Source organism: Pseudomonas sp. NY5710 (assembly GCF_013305665.1).
Taxonomy (GTDB): domain Bacteria; phylum Pseudomonadota; class Gammaproteobacteria; order Pseudomonadales; family Pseudomonadaceae; genus Aquipseudomonas; species Aquipseudomonas juntendi.
On record NZ_CP045554.1, the window covers coordinates 2,692,421 to 2,709,236 of the forward strand.

The window sequence follows — 16,816 nt, forward strand, 5'->3', positions numbered from 1 at the left end:
ACACCTCATTCATGTACAGGTTTTTGTACAAGTTAGCTGAAGCCAAAAAATACGCAATAGGCAAGATGATTGCGACGACCGCAGAATGCCCTAACTCAGACACCCTTCGAGCGCCAGCGCATTTCCAAGCGCAGCACCCGAAGCCGTGTTGTCGAAGACGCACCATGTTGCCACACCGGCAGCGTGGCTGCGCCGCAGCCGTTCAGCCAGCTGTAGCAGGTATTGTTGGGAATACTCGCTGCGGTAGATGCGCGGTTCGCCGTGCAGGCGCCAGTAGACCAAGCCTGGCCAGCCCGCGGGTTGTGCGTCGGTGCCAAAACGCGAAGGGCTCGCCGCCACTTGAGCGATATGCAAGTCGACCAGCATCGACTGCGCTGCTTGCCAACTGGCGTGCCTGGGTTCGACCGCCACCGGCCCGGTATGGCGCTGGCGCAGGCGTTCAAAGAAACGCCGGTCGCGGCCATCATCATGGGCCAGCGATGGCGGTAATTGTACGAGCAGGCAGCCAAGGCGGTCACCCAGGTGTTGGCATTGCCCAAGAAACGCATCAAGCGCTGCTTCAAAGCGTTCCAGTTGCAACTCGTGGGTGATGTGCTTGGGTAGCTTCACCGCAAAGCGGAAATCCGCCGGTACAGCGCAAGCCCAACGGGCATAGGTCGCCGGCAGGTGCGGCCGGTAGAACGAGCTGTTGATCTCGACGGCACCCAGCCGCGCGGCATAGCGCTGCAGGTGGCTACCCGGCTGCGAGAACGCCGCGGCGTACTGGCGCGGCAAGCTCCAGCCCGCGCATCCCACGTGGATCATCATGGCACTCCAAGGCTCGCCGTTGCTGTAATGGAGTCGCCAGGTGCACTTGTTGTTCCATCGCAGCTACCCTCGGCGCGCTGGGGCCCATACCTATCACTGAGCATGCCGCCGTGCGGTTTTTGAAATCCGATCGACCTATGGCGCCGTCAGGGCATCCCATGAAAAGACCGTCATATCAATCCAGTCACCCAGGAGACCCACTGCTCATGAATGACCGCCTGATAGCCCTGTTCACCGAGACTACCTTGTTCGGCATTTCCATACTCAATTGGCTGCTGGCCCTGGTGGTGGCCATCGCGACCTTCCTGGTCGCCCGCGCCGCCATCAGCTTCCTGCTGCACCGCATCCGGCGCTGGGCCGAACACGACGGCGTGCTCAGCCATGTGCTGGCCAAGGTGATGGCCGGCACCAGCAATTTCCTGCTACTGCTCGCGTCCTTGCTGGTAGGCCTGAGCATGCTCGACCTGCCCGAACGCTGGCTGACGCGGGTCAGCAGCCTGTGGTTCGTGGTCGCCGCCCTGCAAATCGGGCTGTGGGCCAACCGCGCCATCGGCCTGGGGCTGGATCGCTACTTCGCCGGTCAACGCACCGACGGTCTTACCCAGGCCAGCGCACTGGCCACCCTGTCGGCGTGGGGGGCGCGGGTGCTGCTGTGGTCGGTGGTGGTACTGGCGATGCTGTCCAACCTGGGCGTCAACATCACTGCGTTCGTCGCCAGCCTTGGCGTCGGCGGCATCGCCGTGGCGCTGGCCGTGCAGAATATCCTCGGCGACCTGTTCGCCTCCCTGTCAATCGCCGTGGACAAACCCTTCGAGGTAGGCGACTTCATCGTCATTGGCCCGTTGGCGGGCACCGTTGAACATGTGGGCTTGAAAACCACACGCATCCGCAGCCTGGGTGGCGAGCAGATCGTCATGGCCAACGCCAGCATGATCAGCAGCACGATCCAGAACTACAAACGCCTGCAGGAACGCCGCATTGTGTTCGAGTTTGGCCTGTCCTACGACTCGCCCACGGAGGCCGTGAAAAAAGCCCCTGGCATCGTTGAGGAGGCTATCAAGGCGCAATCGCAGGTGCGCTTCGACCGTGCTCATTTGCGTGGTTTTGGCAAGGAAGCGTTGGAGTTCGAGTGCGTGTACATCGTCCAGGACCCGGGCTACAACCTGTACATGGACATCCAGCAGGCGATTAACTTCCACCTGCTCGAGCGCTTTTCCAAAGTGGGCGCCAAATTCGCGGTACCGGTGCGGGCGATCAAGGTCACCGCATTGCCGCAAGAAGCCAACTTGTCGGTGCCAGGGCGCGAGGGCCTGGGCATCAGGGGCGCGTGAGCGCCCACCCTCAGCTTCCCCGCGTTGCAGCGTGCGCGGGGTTCCCAGCCGCCCCTTGAATCGCTTCGAACTTAGAGGCTCCTTAATACTCGTAGCGTTTAGACACACTAAATGGCAAGCCGAGGTCGACATGAAGATGATCCATGGCACATCACATTTTCGGCCTTATACCTCTGCAGCGGGCGGCTGGGGGTCCGCCCACTCCGTGCTGAATATCCTTTGGCGCGAGCAGGCACTGATCAAAGGCACAACCGCCCTGCTCAAGCTGAACAAGCCCAAGGGTTTCGCCTGCGTGAGCTGTGCCTGGGCCAAGCCAGGCGACCCTCACGCCCTGGAATTCTGCGAAAATGGTGCCAAGGCCACGGCATGGGAGTTGACGTCACGACGCACCTCGCCCGATTTCTTCAGGGCCCACTCCTTGACCGAGTTGCGCGGCTGGTCGGACTTCGACCTGGAGCAGCATGGCCGGTTAACCCACCCAATGCGTTACGACAAGCACACTGATCGCTACCAGGTCGTGACCTGGGAGCAAGCCTATAAAGCCATCGGCGCGCAGTTGCGCGCACTCAGCCCCGACGAAGTCGTTTTTTATGCATCAGGGCGCGCTTCGCTGGAAACATCGTTCATCTACCAGTTGTTCGCCCGTGCGTATGGCACGAACAATCTTCCTGACAGTTCCAACATGTGCCACGAAAGCACCTCGGTTGGCCTGCAGGAAAGCATCGGGGTCCCGGTTGGCACGGTCACACTGGCCGATTTCGAGCATACCGATTGCATTCTGTTCTTCGGGCAAAACGTAGGCAGCAACAGCCCGCGCATGCTTCACCCGCTTCAGGAGGTGCGCAAGCGCAACGTCCCGATCATCACCTTCAACCCGATCCGGGAACGTGGGCTGGAGCGCTTTGTAAACCCCCAGTCCCCCACTGAGATGCTCGGTCCGCAATCCACAGTCATCAGCACTCAGTACCACCAAGTGGCCATCGGCGGTGACACCGCTGCCGTCATGGGGGTGGCCAAGGCACTTCTGGAAATGGAGGAAAGGGCCAAAAGCAACGGCCAACCGTCCGTACTCGATCACGATTTTCTCGCGCAGCATACAGAAGGCCTCGCTCACTTCATGGAGCGGGTGCGACGATACCCATGGACTGAACTGGAGCAACGGTCCGGCCTGAGCCGAAGCGCGATGGAGGCCACGGCCACCGTTTATGCACGCAGCGAGAAAGTGATGATCGTCTATGGCATGGGCATGACCCAGCATCGGCACGGGGTAGCTAACGTGCAAATGCTGGTCAATCTGCTCTTGCTGCGCGGGAATATCGGTAAACCAGGGGCCGGTATCTGCCCGGTCAGAGGGCATTCGAACGTTCAGGGCCAACGCACGGTAGGCATCACCGAAGACCCTGCGAAAGTACCCTCAGACAAGATCGAGTCGCTGTTCGGCTTCAAGATCCCTGAGCACAAGGGCCGGGCAACGGTCGATACCTGCGAGGGCGTTCTCGATGGCAGTGTGAAGGGGTTCATCGGGCTTGGCGGTAACTTTCTGCGTGCCGTGCCCGATACCAGCCGGATGGAACCCGCGTGGGCGCAGCTTAGCCTTAGTGTGCAGATCGCGACCAAGCTCAATCGCACCCACTTGGTCCCGGGTGAACACACCTGGCTGCTGCCCTGCCTGGGTAGAATCGAAATCGACCGGCAGCTTGGCGTTGAACAGACCTATACCACTGAAGACAGCACCGGCTGCATCCGCGCCTGGCGCGGCCACGCCGAGCCCGCGGGAGAACAGCTGCGGTCGGAATTGGCGATTATCGCAGAGTTGGCCCTTGCGACGCTGGGCGACAGAATCGCCATTCCCTGGGCGCACTGGAAGCACGACTATGCCCTGGTTCGTGAAGCCATCAGCAAGGTTTATCCAAGTATTTTCCATGACTTCGAGACGCGGATGTGGGAGCCCGGCGGGTTTCACCGCCCGCTCGGCGCATCTCGTCGCCAGTGGGCCACGCCCTCTGGGAAGGCTCAATTCATTACGCCAGCCACGCTGGACGAAGATGACGACTTACTGACAGGTGAAGCCGGCCGTGATGTCCTGCAACTGATGACGCTCCGCAGCAATGACCAGTTCAACACCACGGTATACGGTTACGACGATCGTTTCAGGGGCGTAAAGGGCACGCGCAAAGTGGTGTTCCTCAACCGCAACGATATCGTTCGCCTGGGCTTCGTACCGGGGGGGTGGGTTCGCTTGCGTACAGCTGTTGAACCGACTGTACGCCGCGAGGCAGGCCCTTTCCAGATCATCGCCTACGACATACCGGTGGGCTGCGCCGCCGCTTACTACCCAGAGGCCAACGCCCTAGTGCCCCTATGGCACCATGCCAAGCGGAGCAAAGTGCCCGCCGCCAAATCGGTGCCTGTCATTCTCTTGCATGCTTGGCCAGATGCTGAGGATCTTGCGCGTGCCGTGCCGGAAGCAGATCAGGTCGTCTAGGCAGGTTTCGCACGCCTGATACCGGTGACCTTGTTCTACAACACCTTCGGCTTGCGTGTCTCCAGCGGTAAACATTCATGCCAGGAATCAGCATTGAGTAGGGTTGCCGCGCCCGCCGGGCATACATTAGGCCACCACTGAACCGGTTGGTCTGAACTTTACTCGCCCTACTGCCTTCCCCTGCATACACCCCAATTTCTGTAATGCAGGAGCAAGACCATGAGAGCACTGACTTATCACGGCGCCAACGATGTCAGGGTTGACACTGTCCCTGACCCTGTTCTCCAGGACCCAGACGACATCATTCTGAGGGTGACCGCTACTGCAATCTGCGGATCAGACCTTCACCTCTATCGAGGCAAGATCCCGGAAACGGAACACGGCGACATTTTCGGCCACGAATTCATGGGCATCGTGGAGGACGTCGGCAGAGGCGTAACGAACCTGCAAGTTGGCGACCGCGTAGTGATTCCATTTGTGATCGCTTGCGGAAGTTGCTTCTTCTGCCAGCACGATCTATTCGCCGCCTGCGAAACGACCAATACCGGCCGCGGATCGATCATCAATAAAAAGGCCATCCCACCCGGCGCAGCGCTGTTTGGATACAGCCACTTGTATGGCGGGATCCCAGGAGGCCAAGCCGACTATGTCAGGGTGCCCAAAGGCAACGTCGGGCCATTCAAAGTGCCTACGACCCTTGCAGATGACAAGGTCCTGTTTCTTTCCGATATTCTGCCTACCGCCTGGCAAGCGGTCATGAACGCGCAGATCGGCCAAGGTTCATCGGTGGCGATCTATGGCGCAGGGCCGGTAGGGCTGCTGAGTGCCGCCTGCGCGCGAATGCTTGGCGCGCACACCGTGTTCATGGTCGACGACAATGACTATCGCCTGGCCTACGCCCAGGACGCCTACGGTGTCATCCCGATCAACTTCCAGAATGATGACGACCCGGCCGATAGCATCATTCGCCAGACGCCCGGAATGCGTGGCGTGGACGCGGTCATCGACGCCGTGGGGTTTGAAGCCAAAGGCAGCACTACAGAAACCGTGATGACGGCCTTGAAACTCGAAGGCAGTAGCGGCAAGGCCCTGCGCCAGAGCATTGCCGCTGTGCGTCGTGGTGGCATCGTCAGCGTGCCCGGGGTGTACGCGGGCTTCATTCACGCGTTCATGTTCGGTGATGCCTTCGACAAGGGGTTGACCTTCAGGATGGGGCAAACCCATGTGCAAAAATATCTGCCCGAGCTGCTTGAGCATATAGAAGCAGGCCGGCTGCAGCCCGAGCTCATTGTCACCCACCGCCTTGCATTGGAGGAAGCAGCCATGGGCTACAAGCTGTTTGACCAGAAAGAGGACAACTGCCGCAAGGTGATCCTTGTTCCAGGCGCGGCTCCTGGCACATTGGGCCCTGACTACGTATAAACCTCACGGAGCTCGCACCATGATCGATCAAACGACAGGCATGAAGCCAGGTGAACGGTATTGCGTTGAAAACATCGAGCGCGCCCACTCGTTCACCGGCTTTTTTCAGGACGGCAAGTATTACCTCGGCCCAGAGCTTTTGACGGCTGTCGGCTGGCTGGAAGGTGACCGGTTCATCTACGATAATCTCGATGCTGCAGGGGAGCCTATTTTCCCTGGGCGGGTAGCCGGCACTATCAGCAACTTGACCTTGAACCTGGTGGACGGTACATCCCTTCAGCTCTCACCTATCGCGGCCGATCAGCCCATCACGGCGCCGACACACGGCGCCGTTTTCTCTGCCGCGCAGCCACAGCCATTGAGCGGTTCGCCTATCAAAGGCCCGGCGCAGCCTAGTCTATTGGGTGGCTGCAAAACCCCGAAAGACAAAGCCGTCTTGTTGCTGAGTGCAGCGGTTATCGGGCTGCTCGCGGGGGTTGTGGTGGGCCATTTCCAACGCCGAGACAGGTGAGCGATACCGCAGGGCCATCGGTCCATTGGCTGGCAGATGCCGCCTGGGTTGCGCTTGGGTAGCAATCCAGGCGTTCTGATGGGGATAGCGGTAGGTGGCATACCGCCTACAGCGGTTTGTGACTCATGCGTGTGAGGGGCAGATGCGGGAAAAACTCAATTGGGTAGCCCGCAGACGAAATGGCCCATGGCTCAGTAACCACGATGACCGCCGCTACCGTCATCAAAGGACAATGTATTGATTCCGTCGGCGCAACCCGGCATGCGGCCCCTCGACAAGGTGCACGAAACGCCCGCCCACTTGGTCAATGGGCAGGCAGTCGTCAACATCCAGCACTGCATCATTGTGAGCTTGCGACCAATGCGCCCTGGCCTGTTTCTTGCCCTTCGCCATGGCCTCTCGTTTGTCCTTCGCGACCACCAGCAGATAGTCGTGCGCCTCGCCAAAAGCCTGGGCGTCGTACCCGCCCAAATTGATGAAATAGAGCCGCAGGGATTCAGGCGAAGGCGCCAGCGGGCTGAGCTCGATGCGCCATCTGTCTACCCCATCGACGGCCATCCAGGCATCGATGTGCACGCCTTTGGGGCTGCCAAACCAACCGTCCCGTAGTTGCGGGTAGGCCTGCTCCAGCGTATCCGCGGCTGCAAACACAATGTCGTGAACCTCAATCTTTGCCTGGGGGTGTTTGCCCCCAAGCAGCACCACGAAAAGCATCTAGTCGTCCACCTTGGTAAAAGTTCACCGAGCGCCGGCAAGCGCCAGGCTCGGTATCAGATCGGTTCGGCGCTGAAGGCTGGCGCCCTTCGCGGCCTTGCCCGCGCGGTGGAAGGCCTTCACGGCTGCGCGACCAGCCGGTCGTACCAGGCTGCATAAGGAGTGTTGGTAGCCTTGTGACGGTTGTAATCAGGACTACCGTCATCCCACCACACCGGCCCACGCTCGCCTAATGCAACCTTGGCATAATTGACCGCTGCCCGAGCCCGCCCTAAAGCGGCTGCATCTTCGCAGGCCTTCGCCTGCTTCACCGCTCGCCTTGCCTCCATCAGCGCGCGCACCAGGTGCTGGCGCGCTTCGTCTGAAAGCCCGGGATTGCTGCAGCGCCAGAGCTGGCCGTTGACAACGAAATAGCGCCCGTCCGGTGTGCGTGGGTATTTGGCGCCGGTTTGCGAGCGGCTCATTTGCCCGCCCGCAAAAAATCAGCCCACTTGCGCACCAGGTAATTATGCTCATCCATCACTGAGTTCCAGACCCTGATACGGCCCACACGCTCGGCGTAGGCGCCCCCTTCGCGTAGCTGCCCAGGCTCGATCAGCGGTTCGCCATCACTGCCCAGCAACTGCTCGCGGGCTGGCTTGCCCTCGTACCAGTAATCCCACTCAGCCGCCGACAGGTGATCGCGCGCGCGCAGTGGATTGGAAATGTAGAACCCTTGCCGGGCCATCATCGCGCCTGGCCAACCTGCCAACCACCAGTTCAGGTAGGCATAGGCCGCATCCTTCACCCCACCCTCAACGGCACGGGACAACGACAGGCCACCAAACCAGCCACGGTACCCCTCCCTGGGCACGGCCTGGCGGTACTGAATGCCTTCGCGGTGCAGCTGCATCAAGGCAGGCGACCAGACACTCTCGATGTGCACCTTGGGGCCCAGCATCAGCTTGCCTGCGTCGCGGTCATCAGACCAGAACGCGGCGAAATGGCCTTGGCGCTGAAGCTTGATGAGCACTGCCGCAAGCTGGTCGATCTCGTCCAGGCGCAGGTTCGCGATCACATCGAACGTGGCCAACCCCTTGGCCTGCACAGCCAGTGCAGCGTCCAACGCCCCGATGGCTGCATCGCTCTGCAACGCCACATGCCCACACCAGTTGGGGTCAACCAACCACGACCAGCTCTCGTTCTCAACGCCGAACCCCGGCGGCAGAAGGTCCGGCCTGTACGCAAAGCTGTCCGCGTTGTGGGTCAGCGGCAGCATGCTGATCCAGTCTGTCGGGCAGTTGGCCAGGGTCCGGTCATGCTGAACATACAGCCGGTCGCAGGGCAGGCTGCCGCCGGCTAGCTCATCCCCAGCGTGCAGCCGGCCCCGCTTGGGCAGGTCGTTGATCTCCTCCCACAAGGCGACCCGGCGGATGTCGATGGGCTGGATGGCGCCGGCCGGCCAGACAAAATCCATGCTATGGAACCATTGGTCGTACAGGTCATAGCGTTCAGGGTGCATCAACGCAATGCGTTGAACGGTCTGCACGTCGTGGATCTGGTACTCGATGCGAATGCCCAGTTCTTGCTCCGCGCGCAAGCGAATGGGCTCCAGTAGGGTGACCGATGTGCCCAATACCCGCAACGTGACCGGGCCACTCATGCCGCACGCCCCAGGCGCTGTAAAAAAGCCTGAAAAGAGCGGCGCAGCAGCTGGATATCCAGATCGCGCACAATGATCACCAGGCGCGAGCGCCGCGCCTGCCCAGGCCACTGGCGCAGATGCATGGGCGGATGCAGGCAGTGCTGTACGCCGTGAATGACGATAGGTTGTTCAGCATCGATCACATTCAAGATCCCTTTGACCCGCAGAATTCGGTCTCCGTGGCATCTTAGCAGCATCGACAACCAAACCCCGAAGGCAAGCCAATCCAACGGTGTTTCGTACTCCAGTGCACACACCTGGGCGCCGCCGTGGTGCGGCTGCCGGGTGGGCGCAAAAAGCAGCCACTTGGCGACCTCCTCATCGGGCTCCAGGCTTCTCAGCCCCTCGCCCAGAAGCTGCTCATCGCCCTGCCCGACCGTGCTCGCCAACGCGATCGATGCGGTCGGGTTAAGGGCTTGCAAGTGTGCCAGCAACGGGTCGAGCACCGTAGCGCTGACCAGGTCTGCCTTGCTCACCAGCAGCCGATCGGCAGCCGTGACCTGGCCCAGCCACTCGGGGTGAATCCGCTCCTGAAGCAGGGCGTGCTGGGCGTCGACCACCGTCACCATCAGGCCCACGTGATAGCGGCCGCGCAGTTGTGGGTCTCGCTGCAGCGTGGCAAGAATGGGCGCGGGATCGGCCAGGCCCGTGGTTTCCAGAAGCACGCGGCGAAAAGCCGGAACCTCCCCGCGCGCACGCTTGCCGTGCAGGTCGATCAGCGCTTGCTTCAGATCCCCCCTAACCGAACAGCAGACACACCCACTCGGGAGTAATACCGTGTCGGGGGCAACTTCCTGCACCAGCACGTCATCGATCCCCACCTCCCCATACTCGTTGATGAGCACCGCCGTGTCGCCCATGTCCGCATTGGCCAGCACCCGCTTGAGCAAGGTGGTTTTGCCACTGCCCAGAAAACCCGTCAGCACATTGATCTGCAGGCTCATGCCGACGCCTCCAGGTGATCGAGGATTCGCGGATCCAGGGGGTCAAGGGAGCGCCCCAGTATGCTTTCGGCGGTCTGCCAGAGCTGATCCAAGCCCGAGGCAACCCCTTGCTTGCCGGTAGGGCCTTGCACCAGATACGACGCCCCCTGCACGTCACTGACCTTGAGCCTGAAGGGTGCTACCACCTGATTGATCGCGGCGATACGCCGCAAGCGCTCGCGGCGGCCGGGGAGGCTCGTGTCCAGGGGGTCGCTCCAGTGCGCATCCTCACCGATCAGGCCGCAAAGTCCACACATGGCTCACCTCAAGGCATTACATCGCCGGAATTGGGGTTAAGGGTTTGGCCGACGAACAGGTTGCCGCCAGGCTCGCTCGCCAACAGCACAGCGATCGGTGCCACTTCTTCAGCCTTGCCGAAGCGGCCCAACGGCAGCTCCTTGGCCTTGGCAACCTTCCACGCCTGGCTGATGCCCTCCACCAGCGGGGTTTCAATCGGCCCTGGCGCCACGCAGTTGACCAGTACATTGTCTTTGCTCACCTCCAGTGCCAGCGACTTGCTGAAGCCGATCACGCCGGCTTTGGCTGCCGCATAGTGAGCCAGTTGTGCCCCGCCCTTGATCCCCAGCTGGGAGGCGATGTTGATGATGCGCCCCCACTGCTGCTCCAGCATGTGCGGCAGCGCGCGCTGGCTCGCGACAAACACGCTGGTCAGGTCCACCCGCAGCATCTCATCCCACATTTCCTGGGTCAGGTCCACACAGGGGGCCTGGGTCAGCATGCCGGCATTGTTGACCAGCACATCGATGCCCCCCAGCGCTGCGACGCACGCATCTACACCGGCTTGCGCACCCTCCCGGCTACCCACATCAGCGACAGATTCGATCACCTGCGCGCCGCGGTCGCGGCATTGGTTCGCGACCACCGCCAAACGCTGGGGGTCGCGGTCACACAACACGAGCAGCGCGCCCGCATCGGCGTAGGCATGGGCGATGGCCGCGCCGATGCCACTCCCCGCGCCGGTGATGACGGCGCGGCGGTTCTGCAATGGTTTCATGCTTGTTCTCCTCGCGGCCGCAAGGCGAGCTTGCGGCGCAGCAATTTCCTATTCAGGCCAGCGCACGGTAAGGCCGCCATCGATCACGATGCTCTGGCCGGTGATGTAGCTCGACGCGGGACCAGTCAGGAAGCAGACCAGGTCAGCAACCTCGCTGGCGCGCCCTACGCGCCCCAAGGGGATCGCCTTGCCCGCCTTGGCCAGGCCCTCGGCACCCAGGGAATTTTTGCTGTCCAGCGATTGCGGGGTTTCGATCAGGCCGGGAATGATGGTGTTGCAACGGATGCCCCTGGGGGCGAACTCCACCGCCAGGGAGCGGCACAGCCCGGGCACCCCAGCCTTGGCCGCTGCGTAATGCGCGTGGTCCTGCCAGCCATACACGCCACCGGCAATCGACGAAATGGCCACCAGTGCGCCGCCTTCACCGATGTGGCGGCTTGCGCTGCGGAAGGTGCGCATCACGCCGGTAAGGTCGACGTTGAGCATTTCATTCCATTGCTCGTCCGACATTTCCAGCAGCGGCGCCCGGCGCAAAAGCCCGGCGTTGGCCACGGCATAATCGAGCCGACCGAAGCGTTCGACTGCCGCGGCGGCGATGGCGTCCAGTGAAGCGCTGTCGGTAACGTCCATCGCCATCATCGAACATTCGCCGCCGGCCTGGGCGACCAAGCGCTGCGTTTCAGCGGGGTCATGCGGGTCGGCGGGCAGGTAGCCACCCATCACGCGCACGCCCATCCGGGCGTACGCGACGGCGACCGCCTGGCCAATGCCACTGGCAGCCCCAGTGACCAATGCTACGGGTCGAGACATGTGTGCAACTCCTGGTTATTTGACTGAAAGAGGTTCGACATGTCGGGCAGCAAGCATGATCAAGCCCGATAGGAAGCAAGGCAGCGCGCCGAACCAGAGCGCCGCGCTGTGCCATTCACCGCCGGTGGACAACACGCTGGTAATTCCCAGCCCGGCGACGATGGCGCCGATCGGCCCCATGGCATGCACGATGGCGCCGCCTGTGGCACGAATACTGGTGGGGAAGCTCTCGCCCATGAAAAACAACATGGCGGAGTAAGGGCCGGTCAGGAAGAACAGGCCAAGGCTGTACAAAGCGATGACCGTGACCAGGTCGCTGGGGCCCTGGATCATGGCGAAGAACGCCAAGCCGCCACACATCCAGCCCAGCGCTACGGTATTGCGCCGGCCAATCCGGTCCCCTAGCCAACCGTGAACCAGGTAGCCGATGAAGCCCACCAGGTTGGACAACACCAGGATCCACAAGGAGTTCTCGAACGACAGCTTGTGAACACTCACGATCACCGACGTGCCCAGCACGCTGAACACCTGGATAGCCGACCAGTTCAGCAGGATCGCCAGGCTCAAGACCACGGTCGGTCGCAGGGCCGCCCCACGGAAGGCAGCAGCGACACCGGCTTTGGCGTGCTCGTCGTAATCGACGTTGTACTCGCGCGCCAGGCTGCGTGCGGCAGGTTCTTCGCCCGCTTTGCGCAACTGGTGGATGCGCTGATGCACCTGGAACTGGGGGCTTTCCTTGAGCTTGCGCGCCAGGATGGCGACTACCAGCGCAGGTACAGCGGCGAAGATGAAGCAACCCTGCCAGCCAATGTGCGGCAGCAACAATGCCGTCAGGCCTGCTGCGATCAACGCCCCTACCGGCCAGCCGCTTTGCACCAGGCTGTAGACGAAGCCGCGGCGCTTGATCAGTTTCGGGTCGGTCGACGCCGCGTACACCTCGGTCAGGTAGGTAGCGTTGACCCCTTCTTCGGCGTAACCCAGCCCTGCCACCGAACGCACGGCAATCAAAGGCCCCTTGCCCATGCCGGCACACACTGCTGTCAGCGCAGAGCACAGTGCGGTGCCGCCAATAGTGAAGATGATCCCGCCACGGCGCCCGATCTTGTCCACCAGCGGCCCGACAATGAAGGCCACGACAGCGCCGCCGACCGCTACCCACGTGGCAATTTCCGCCTGTTCAGCTTCACTCCAGGTGAAATGCCCGCCCATGACCGGCAGCAGGGTGCCGAACAAGATGAAATCGTAAACTGCAAAAACCCAGGCGAAGAAAGCAATCCAGGTTGCGTATCTGACATCTCTGGATTCCAGCTGTACCGGTTTCCAGGTACCAGGCTCGGTCACAGGAGCCGTGGTGGTGGCTTGCGTAGTGGTCATATCGGCGCTTCTCTTGTTTTTGATCCGCTTGAAAACGTGCTAACCGAAGCAGTGGCTCAACGCTTGCGCGGTTGGCGCCGGATAAAGTCGTCGGCGATTTCGTCCATGGTGACGAACTTCACACCTGGGTGGCTTTTCATGTGCTCGATAAGCCGTTCGAGCATGAGCAGCACCTGAGGCCGGCCGGACACATCGGGGTGAATGGTGATGGGGAATACCGCGTAGTCATTCTCCCGGTAGACCCAGTCGAACTGATCACGCCACATCTCTTCAAGGTGGCGCGGGTTGACGAAGCCGTGGCTATTGGGCGATTTCTTGATGAACATCATCGGCGGCAAGTCATCGAGGTACCAGTTGGCCGGGATCTCGACCAGATCGGTCTCTTCACCGCGCACCAAGGGCTTCATCCAGGTATCGGGGTGCTGGCTGTAATCGATTTTGCTCCAGCTGTCCTTCACTCGAACGTAGTAAGGGTGGAAGTCGTTGTGCATCAGGCTGTGGTCGTACTTGATGCCCTTCTTCAGCAGCAGTTCGTTGGTAACGTTGCTGAACTCCCACCACGGCGCCACATAGCCCGTGGGCCGCTTGCCTGCCAACCGGGTGATGATTTCAATCGACTTGTCCAGAACGATTTCTTCCTGTTCCGGCGTCATCGCGATCGGGTTCTCATGGCTGTACCCATGAATGCCCACTTCATGCCCCGCTTCAACCACCGCCTTCATCTGCTCGGGGAAGGTCTCCACCGAATGGCCCGGGATGAACCAGGTTGTGCGCAGGTCATATTTCTTGAACAGCTTGAGAAGCCGCGGTGCGCCTACTTCCCCGGCAAACAGACCGCGCGAGATGTCGTCGGGCGAGTCCTCACCCCCGTAGGAGCCCAGCCAACCGGCTACCGCGTCCACGTCGACGCCAATCGATACAAAAATTTCTTTTGTCATTATCTCGACCTCTTGGTTATTCAATTGATTGCAGGTACGCCGCTGCCTGCCCGATGGGCTGACTCAAAGCCCGACGCACACGTAAGGCTCGATCGCCAACGCAGCTCGCAGCAGGGCCTTGTCGTTCCCACTCGAACTCGAAAGCAGCAGGCTGGTAGGTAGCCCTGCCTCCCCCTTGCCGCTTGGCAACGCAACGCCAGGCATGTCCAACATGCTGCCCGGCATGGTCAGCCGCAGGGTTGCCAGGTTGGTGGCAACGAATAGCTCAGCGTCCTCTTCCAGCGGTGCCAGCAGTGGCGCAACATGGCCGACGGTCGGGGTTACCAGGAATGCCCCGTCCAGCTCGCGTGCGATCTGTGCTTTCAGTGCTTCGGCAGCCTGGTACAGCAGCACTTGCTTGCTGGCTGGGTAGGCACGGGCGCCCTCCAGCCGCTTGCGCACACGGGGGTCCAGTTGCTCGGCCTGCGGGCTGTCGAGCAGCCCTTGGTAAAGGGCAAAAGCCTCGGCGCCGCCCAGCCAACCGATCTGCTCGATCACGTCCAGTGCTTGCTGGAAGGCTGGGACAGCTTTGTGCTCGACCACCGCGCCAGCGGCCGCCAACCGCTCTAGTGCCGCAACAAGGTTGGCCCTGACTTCTGGTTGAATGCGTGCATCGCCCAGCAACTGCGCATCCACGCAAAGCTTGAGCCCGGCGATGGGCAGGGCAACGGCGTCTAGCGGCATGCCAAGGTGGTCGCCCAGTAGCAGGTTGTCGAGGACGATGGCATCGCGCACGCTACGGGTAATGGGCCCCAGCGAGTCGAGGGACCGTGCCAGGGGGGTGACCCCCTCGAATGAGTACCGCTTGGCACTGCTGCGGTAGCCGACCAATCCATTGAACGCCGCCGGCACCCGGATGGAGCCGGCAGTGTCGGTCGACATGGCGATAGGGGCCACACCTTGGGCCACCGCAATTGCCGACCCCGATGACGAGCCACCCGGCGCGCGTGCGGCGCCGGCGAAGCCCGGGTTGGTTGGTGTGCCGAAATGGGGGTTGAGGCCCAGCCCCGAATACGCCAGCTCACTGAGGTTGGTCTTTGCCACGCTGACCATGCCCGCCCGGCTGAGCGCCGTGGCCAGTGCACAATCACGCGGCGCCGGTTGCGCGTGCAAGCGCACCTTCGCGCCTGCAGTGGTGATGTGGTCGGCCAGGTCGTACAGGTCTTTCCAGACTACCGGTACCCCATCGAAGGCAGACAACGGTTGCCCGGCTTGCCAGCGGCACCTGGCCGCAGCCGCTTCGCGCAGCGCCCGCGCCTCGCACAGGGTGATGAATGCAGCCGGCACCTGCTGAGCGCTCACCAGCGCCGCTTCCATCGCAGTGACAGGGTCGTGGGTTCCCGCGGCAAATTGCTTGGCCAGGGAAAGCGCATCGGCAAGCATGGCAAAACCTCTTAAATGTATATTTGTTTGATAAGTACATTTACGTAAGCATGCGTCGTGCCAACCTTGTGAAGCGGTTTATAGAAAAGTCCCCGCGCCGCGTTGGCCAAGGGTTGGCGATGGCGCGCGATACCCAAGTCCAGACTCGCATCTTGGAATGTATGTTTTACTGGATGATACATTTTGGGGTGTTCGGTAACAGCCTGCCCCAAAACCGTTCACAGCGGTGTCACCGGCGACCGGTCACATCTCGCTTCGCTTGTGCGAAACTGGCCTCCCACGCTTCACGAGAACCCTCTGATGTCTGCTACCCAGCCCCTTGAAGACCGCCCGGCCTCTCGTTACGAGATCATCCGTAACACCCTGCGCGATGCGATTCTGGGAGGGCAGACGGCGCCAGGGCTGGTGCTGGTGGAGGGGCCTTTGGCAGAACTGTTCGGCACCAGCCGGGTACCGGTTCGTCAGGCCCTGAACCTGCTGCATGAGGAAGGGCTGATCCGCCGCTTCGAGGGCCGGGGCTTTCTCGTCGACCCCCAGGGCACCAGCGAAACCCCGTTGCGCGCACCGCTCACGCGCAAGCTCCTGGGGCTGGAGCCACAAGAGGACCTGATCGATTACCGCCCGATAGGTGAGCGAATTTACGACCACCTTGCCCAGACGGTCGTGCGGTTCATGGTCTTTGGTCATTACCGGATCGATGAGCAAAGTGCCGCCGAAGAACTCAACGTCAGCCGGAATGTCGTCAGGGAAGCGTTGATGCGATTGCGCGACAAAGGGCTGGTGGAAAAAGAGCCGTACTCGCAATGGCTCGCCGGCCCGCTGACGGCCCAGGCGGTCAAGCACGATTACGAGCTACGGATGCTGCTGGAGCCAGATGCCCTGCGCCAAGGCGTCGAGCATGTCAGCCGCAGTGATCTTGAAGCGATGTTGCACCGCGTAGTCAGTGCGCAGGCCGCCGGCCGTGATGTGAAGCGCGCCGACATCGAACAGCTCGAGCAGGACCTGCATGTGACCTGCATCGCCGGCGTGGCCAATACGCGCATGGCAGCAGTCATTCGCCAATGCCAGATCCCCATGAATGTTGGCCGGGTCTTGCACGAAGCCCTGCAGTCCAGCAATGACGAAGCCATGCTGGTGGAGCACCGCCTGGTCTTCGAAGCCTTGCTGTACGGCACCGTCGACACTGCCTGTTCATGCCTGCGTGACCACCTGTGCAAGGCCCGCGAACGGACCTTGCAGCGGCTCAAGGTGCTGTCGGTGCTGCCCGAACCTGACGCGCCGGGCTATCTGCAAAGGCTGGCCTGAGGCGTCGGCGGGCCT

At 61.6% G+C, this 16,816-nt stretch carries 15 protein-coding genes and 1 pseudogene; 5 read left to right on the forward strand and 11 right to left on the reverse strand.

Features of this window, described 5'->3' with window-relative positions:
* Positions 1-90: 90 nt before the first annotated feature.
* Positions 91-804: a DUF72 domain-containing protein gene (locus tag GEV39_RS12065; RefSeq protein ID WP_173891697.1), complete on the reverse strand. Its 714-nt coding sequence runs from the start codon at positions 802-804 to the stop codon at positions 91-93.
* Positions 805-1,013: 209 nt separating this feature from the next.
* Between GEV39_RS12065 and GEV39_RS12070 the strand changes: the two genes are divergently transcribed.
* The 4 genes and pseudogenes from GEV39_RS12070 to GEV39_RS12085 all read left to right on the forward strand — a co-directional run.
* Positions 1,014-2,138 carry a mechanosensitive ion channel family protein gene (locus GEV39_RS12070; protein ID WP_173889243.1) on the forward strand — a complete coding sequence of 375 codons (1,125 nt, stop codon included), beginning with the start codon at positions 1,014-1,016 and terminating at the stop codon, positions 2,136-2,138.
* A gap of 130 nt (positions 2,139-2,268) precedes the next feature.
* Positions 2,269-4,623 carry an FdhF/YdeP family oxidoreductase gene (locus GEV39_RS12075; protein WP_173889245.1) on the forward strand — a complete coding sequence of 785 codons (2,355 nt, stop codon included), beginning with the start codon at positions 2,269-2,271 and terminating at the stop codon, positions 4,621-4,623.
* Positions 4,624-4,842: 219 nt separating this feature from the next.
* Positions 4,843-6,045, forward strand: coding sequence for a zinc-dependent alcohol dehydrogenase (locus GEV39_RS12080; RefSeq protein ID WP_173889247.1), 1,203 nt, complete (start codon positions 4,843-4,845; stop codon positions 6,043-6,045).
* Between the two features lie 19 nt (positions 6,046-6,064).
* A pseudogene (locus tag GEV39_RS12085) lies at positions 6,065-6,344 on the forward strand (SDR family oxidoreductase); the annotation flags it as partial.
* Positions 6,345-6,778: 434 nt separating this feature from the next.
* Here the strand turns inward: GEV39_RS12085 and GEV39_RS12090 are convergent.
* From GEV39_RS12090 to GEV39_RS12135, 10 genes are all read right to left on the reverse strand, one after another.
* The gene (locus GEV39_RS12090; RefSeq protein ID WP_173889249.1) at positions 6,779-7,270 is read right to left on the reverse strand and encodes a DUF1543 domain-containing protein; all 492 of its coding nucleotides are present in this window, start codon (positions 7,268-7,270) and stop codon (positions 6,779-6,781) included.
* Between the two features lie 119 nt (positions 7,271-7,389).
* Positions 7,390-7,734: a hypothetical protein gene (locus GEV39_RS12095; protein ID WP_173889251.1), complete on the reverse strand. Its 345-nt coding sequence runs from the start codon at positions 7,732-7,734 to the stop codon at positions 7,390-7,392.
* The gene (locus GEV39_RS12100; RefSeq protein ID WP_173889253.1) at positions 7,731-8,912 is read right to left on the reverse strand and encodes an ABC transporter substrate-binding protein; all 1,182 of its coding nucleotides are present in this window, start codon (positions 8,910-8,912) and stop codon (positions 7,731-7,733) included. Before GEV39_RS12100 ends, GEV39_RS12095 begins: the two co-directional genes overlap by 4 nt.
* Positions 8,909-9,898 (reverse strand): CobW family GTP-binding protein, encoded by a 990-nt coding sequence (locus tag GEV39_RS12105; RefSeq protein WP_173889254.1) that lies wholly within the window; start codon positions 9,896-9,898, stop codon positions 8,909-8,911. Before GEV39_RS12105 ends, GEV39_RS12100 begins: the two co-directional genes overlap by 4 nt.
* On the reverse strand, positions 9,895-10,194 hold the full coding sequence (locus GEV39_RS12110; RefSeq protein WP_173889256.1) for a hypothetical protein: 300 nt from the start codon (positions 10,192-10,194) through the stop codon (positions 9,895-9,897). Before GEV39_RS12110 ends, GEV39_RS12105 begins: the two co-directional genes overlap by 4 nt.
* A gap of 8 nt (positions 10,195-10,202) precedes the next feature.
* Positions 10,203-10,952, reverse strand: coding sequence for an SDR family NAD(P)-dependent oxidoreductase (locus GEV39_RS12115; RefSeq protein WP_173889258.1), 750 nt, complete (start codon positions 10,950-10,952; stop codon positions 10,203-10,205).
* A 48-nt stretch (positions 10,953-11,000) separates the two neighbouring features.
* The gene (locus tag GEV39_RS12120) at positions 11,001-11,762 is read right to left on the reverse strand and encodes an SDR family NAD(P)-dependent oxidoreductase (protein ID WP_173889260.1); all 762 of its coding nucleotides are present in this window, start codon (positions 11,760-11,762) and stop codon (positions 11,001-11,003) included.
* Between the two features lie 15 nt (positions 11,763-11,777).
* A complete protein-coding gene (locus tag GEV39_RS12125) occupies positions 11,778-13,136 on the reverse strand; it encodes an MFS transporter (protein ID WP_173889262.1) in 1,359 nt (452 codons plus the stop codon).
* Positions 13,137-13,192: 56 nt separating this feature from the next.
* Positions 13,193-14,074: a polysaccharide deacetylase family protein gene (locus tag GEV39_RS12130; protein ID WP_173889264.1), complete on the reverse strand. Its 882-nt coding sequence runs from the start codon at positions 14,072-14,074 to the stop codon at positions 13,193-13,195.
* A gap of 63 nt (positions 14,075-14,137) precedes the next feature.
* Complete coding sequence (locus tag GEV39_RS12135; protein ID WP_173889266.1) at positions 14,138-15,496, reverse strand: amidase; 1,359 nt, start codon at positions 15,494-15,496, stop codon at positions 14,138-14,140.
* A gap of 300 nt (positions 15,497-15,796) precedes the next feature.
* On the opposite strand from GEV39_RS12135, the gene GEV39_RS12140 reads away from it, so the two are divergent.
* Positions 15,797-16,801, forward strand: coding sequence for a GntR family transcriptional regulator (locus GEV39_RS12140; RefSeq protein ID WP_173889268.1), 1,005 nt, complete (start codon positions 15,797-15,799; stop codon positions 16,799-16,801).
* Positions 16,802-16,816 lie beyond the last annotated feature (15 nt).

What these genes read in the sequence shown, in the direction of transcription:
- GEV39_RS12065 (WP_173891697.1), bottom strand. Translation starts at nt 804, where the DNA reads ATGATCCACGTGGGATGCGCGGGCTGGAGCTTGCCGCGCCAGTACGCC.
- GEV39_RS12070 (WP_173889243.1), top strand. Translation starts at nt 1,014, where the DNA reads ATGAATGACCGCCTGATAGCCCTGTTCACCGAGACTACCTTGTTCGGC.
- GEV39_RS12075 (WP_173889245.1), top strand. Translation starts at nt 2,269, where the DNA reads ATGAAGATGATCCATGGCACATCACATTTTCGGCCTTATACCTCTGCA.
- GEV39_RS12080 (WP_173889247.1), top strand. Translation starts at nt 4,843, where the DNA reads ATGAGAGCACTGACTTATCACGGCGCCAACGATGTCAGGGTTGACACT.
- GEV39_RS12090 (WP_173889249.1), bottom strand. Translation starts at nt 7,270, where the DNA reads ATGCTTTTCGTGGTGCTGCTTGGGGGCAAACACCCCCAGGCAAAGATT.
- GEV39_RS12095 (WP_173889251.1), bottom strand. Translation starts at nt 7,734, where the DNA reads ATGAGCCGCTCGCAAACCGGCGCCAAATACCCACGCACACCGGACGGG.
- GEV39_RS12100 (WP_173889253.1), bottom strand. Translation starts at nt 8,912, where the DNA reads ATGAGTGGCCCGGTCACGTTGCGGGTATTGGGCACATCGGTCACCCTA.
- GEV39_RS12105 (WP_173889254.1), bottom strand. Translation starts at nt 9,898, where the DNA reads ATGAGCCTGCAGATCAATGTGCTGACGGGTTTTCTGGGCAGTGGCAAA.
- GEV39_RS12110 (WP_173889256.1), bottom strand. Translation starts at nt 10,194, where the DNA reads ATGTGTGGACTTTGCGGCCTGATCGGTGAGGATGCGCACTGGAGCGAC.
- GEV39_RS12115 (WP_173889258.1), bottom strand. Translation starts at nt 10,952, where the DNA reads ATGAAACCATTGCAGAACCGCCGCGCCGTCATCACCGGCGCGGGGAGT.
- GEV39_RS12120 (WP_173889260.1), bottom strand. Translation starts at nt 11,762, where the DNA reads ATGTCTCGACCCGTAGCATTGGTCACTGGGGCTGCCAGTGGCATTGGC.
- GEV39_RS12125 (WP_173889262.1), bottom strand. Translation starts at nt 13,136, where the DNA reads ATGACCACTACGCAAGCCACCACCACGGCTCCTGTGACCGAGCCTGGT.
- GEV39_RS12130 (WP_173889264.1), bottom strand. Translation starts at nt 14,074, where the DNA reads ATGACAAAAGAAATTTTTGTATCGATTGGCGTCGACGTGGACGCGGTA.
- GEV39_RS12135 (WP_173889266.1), bottom strand. Translation starts at nt 15,496, where the DNA reads ATGCTTGCCGATGCGCTTTCCCTGGCCAAGCAATTTGCCGCGGGAACC.
- GEV39_RS12140 (WP_173889268.1), top strand. Translation starts at nt 15,797, where the DNA reads ATGTCTGCTACCCAGCCCCTTGAAGACCGCCCGGCCTCTCGTTACGAG.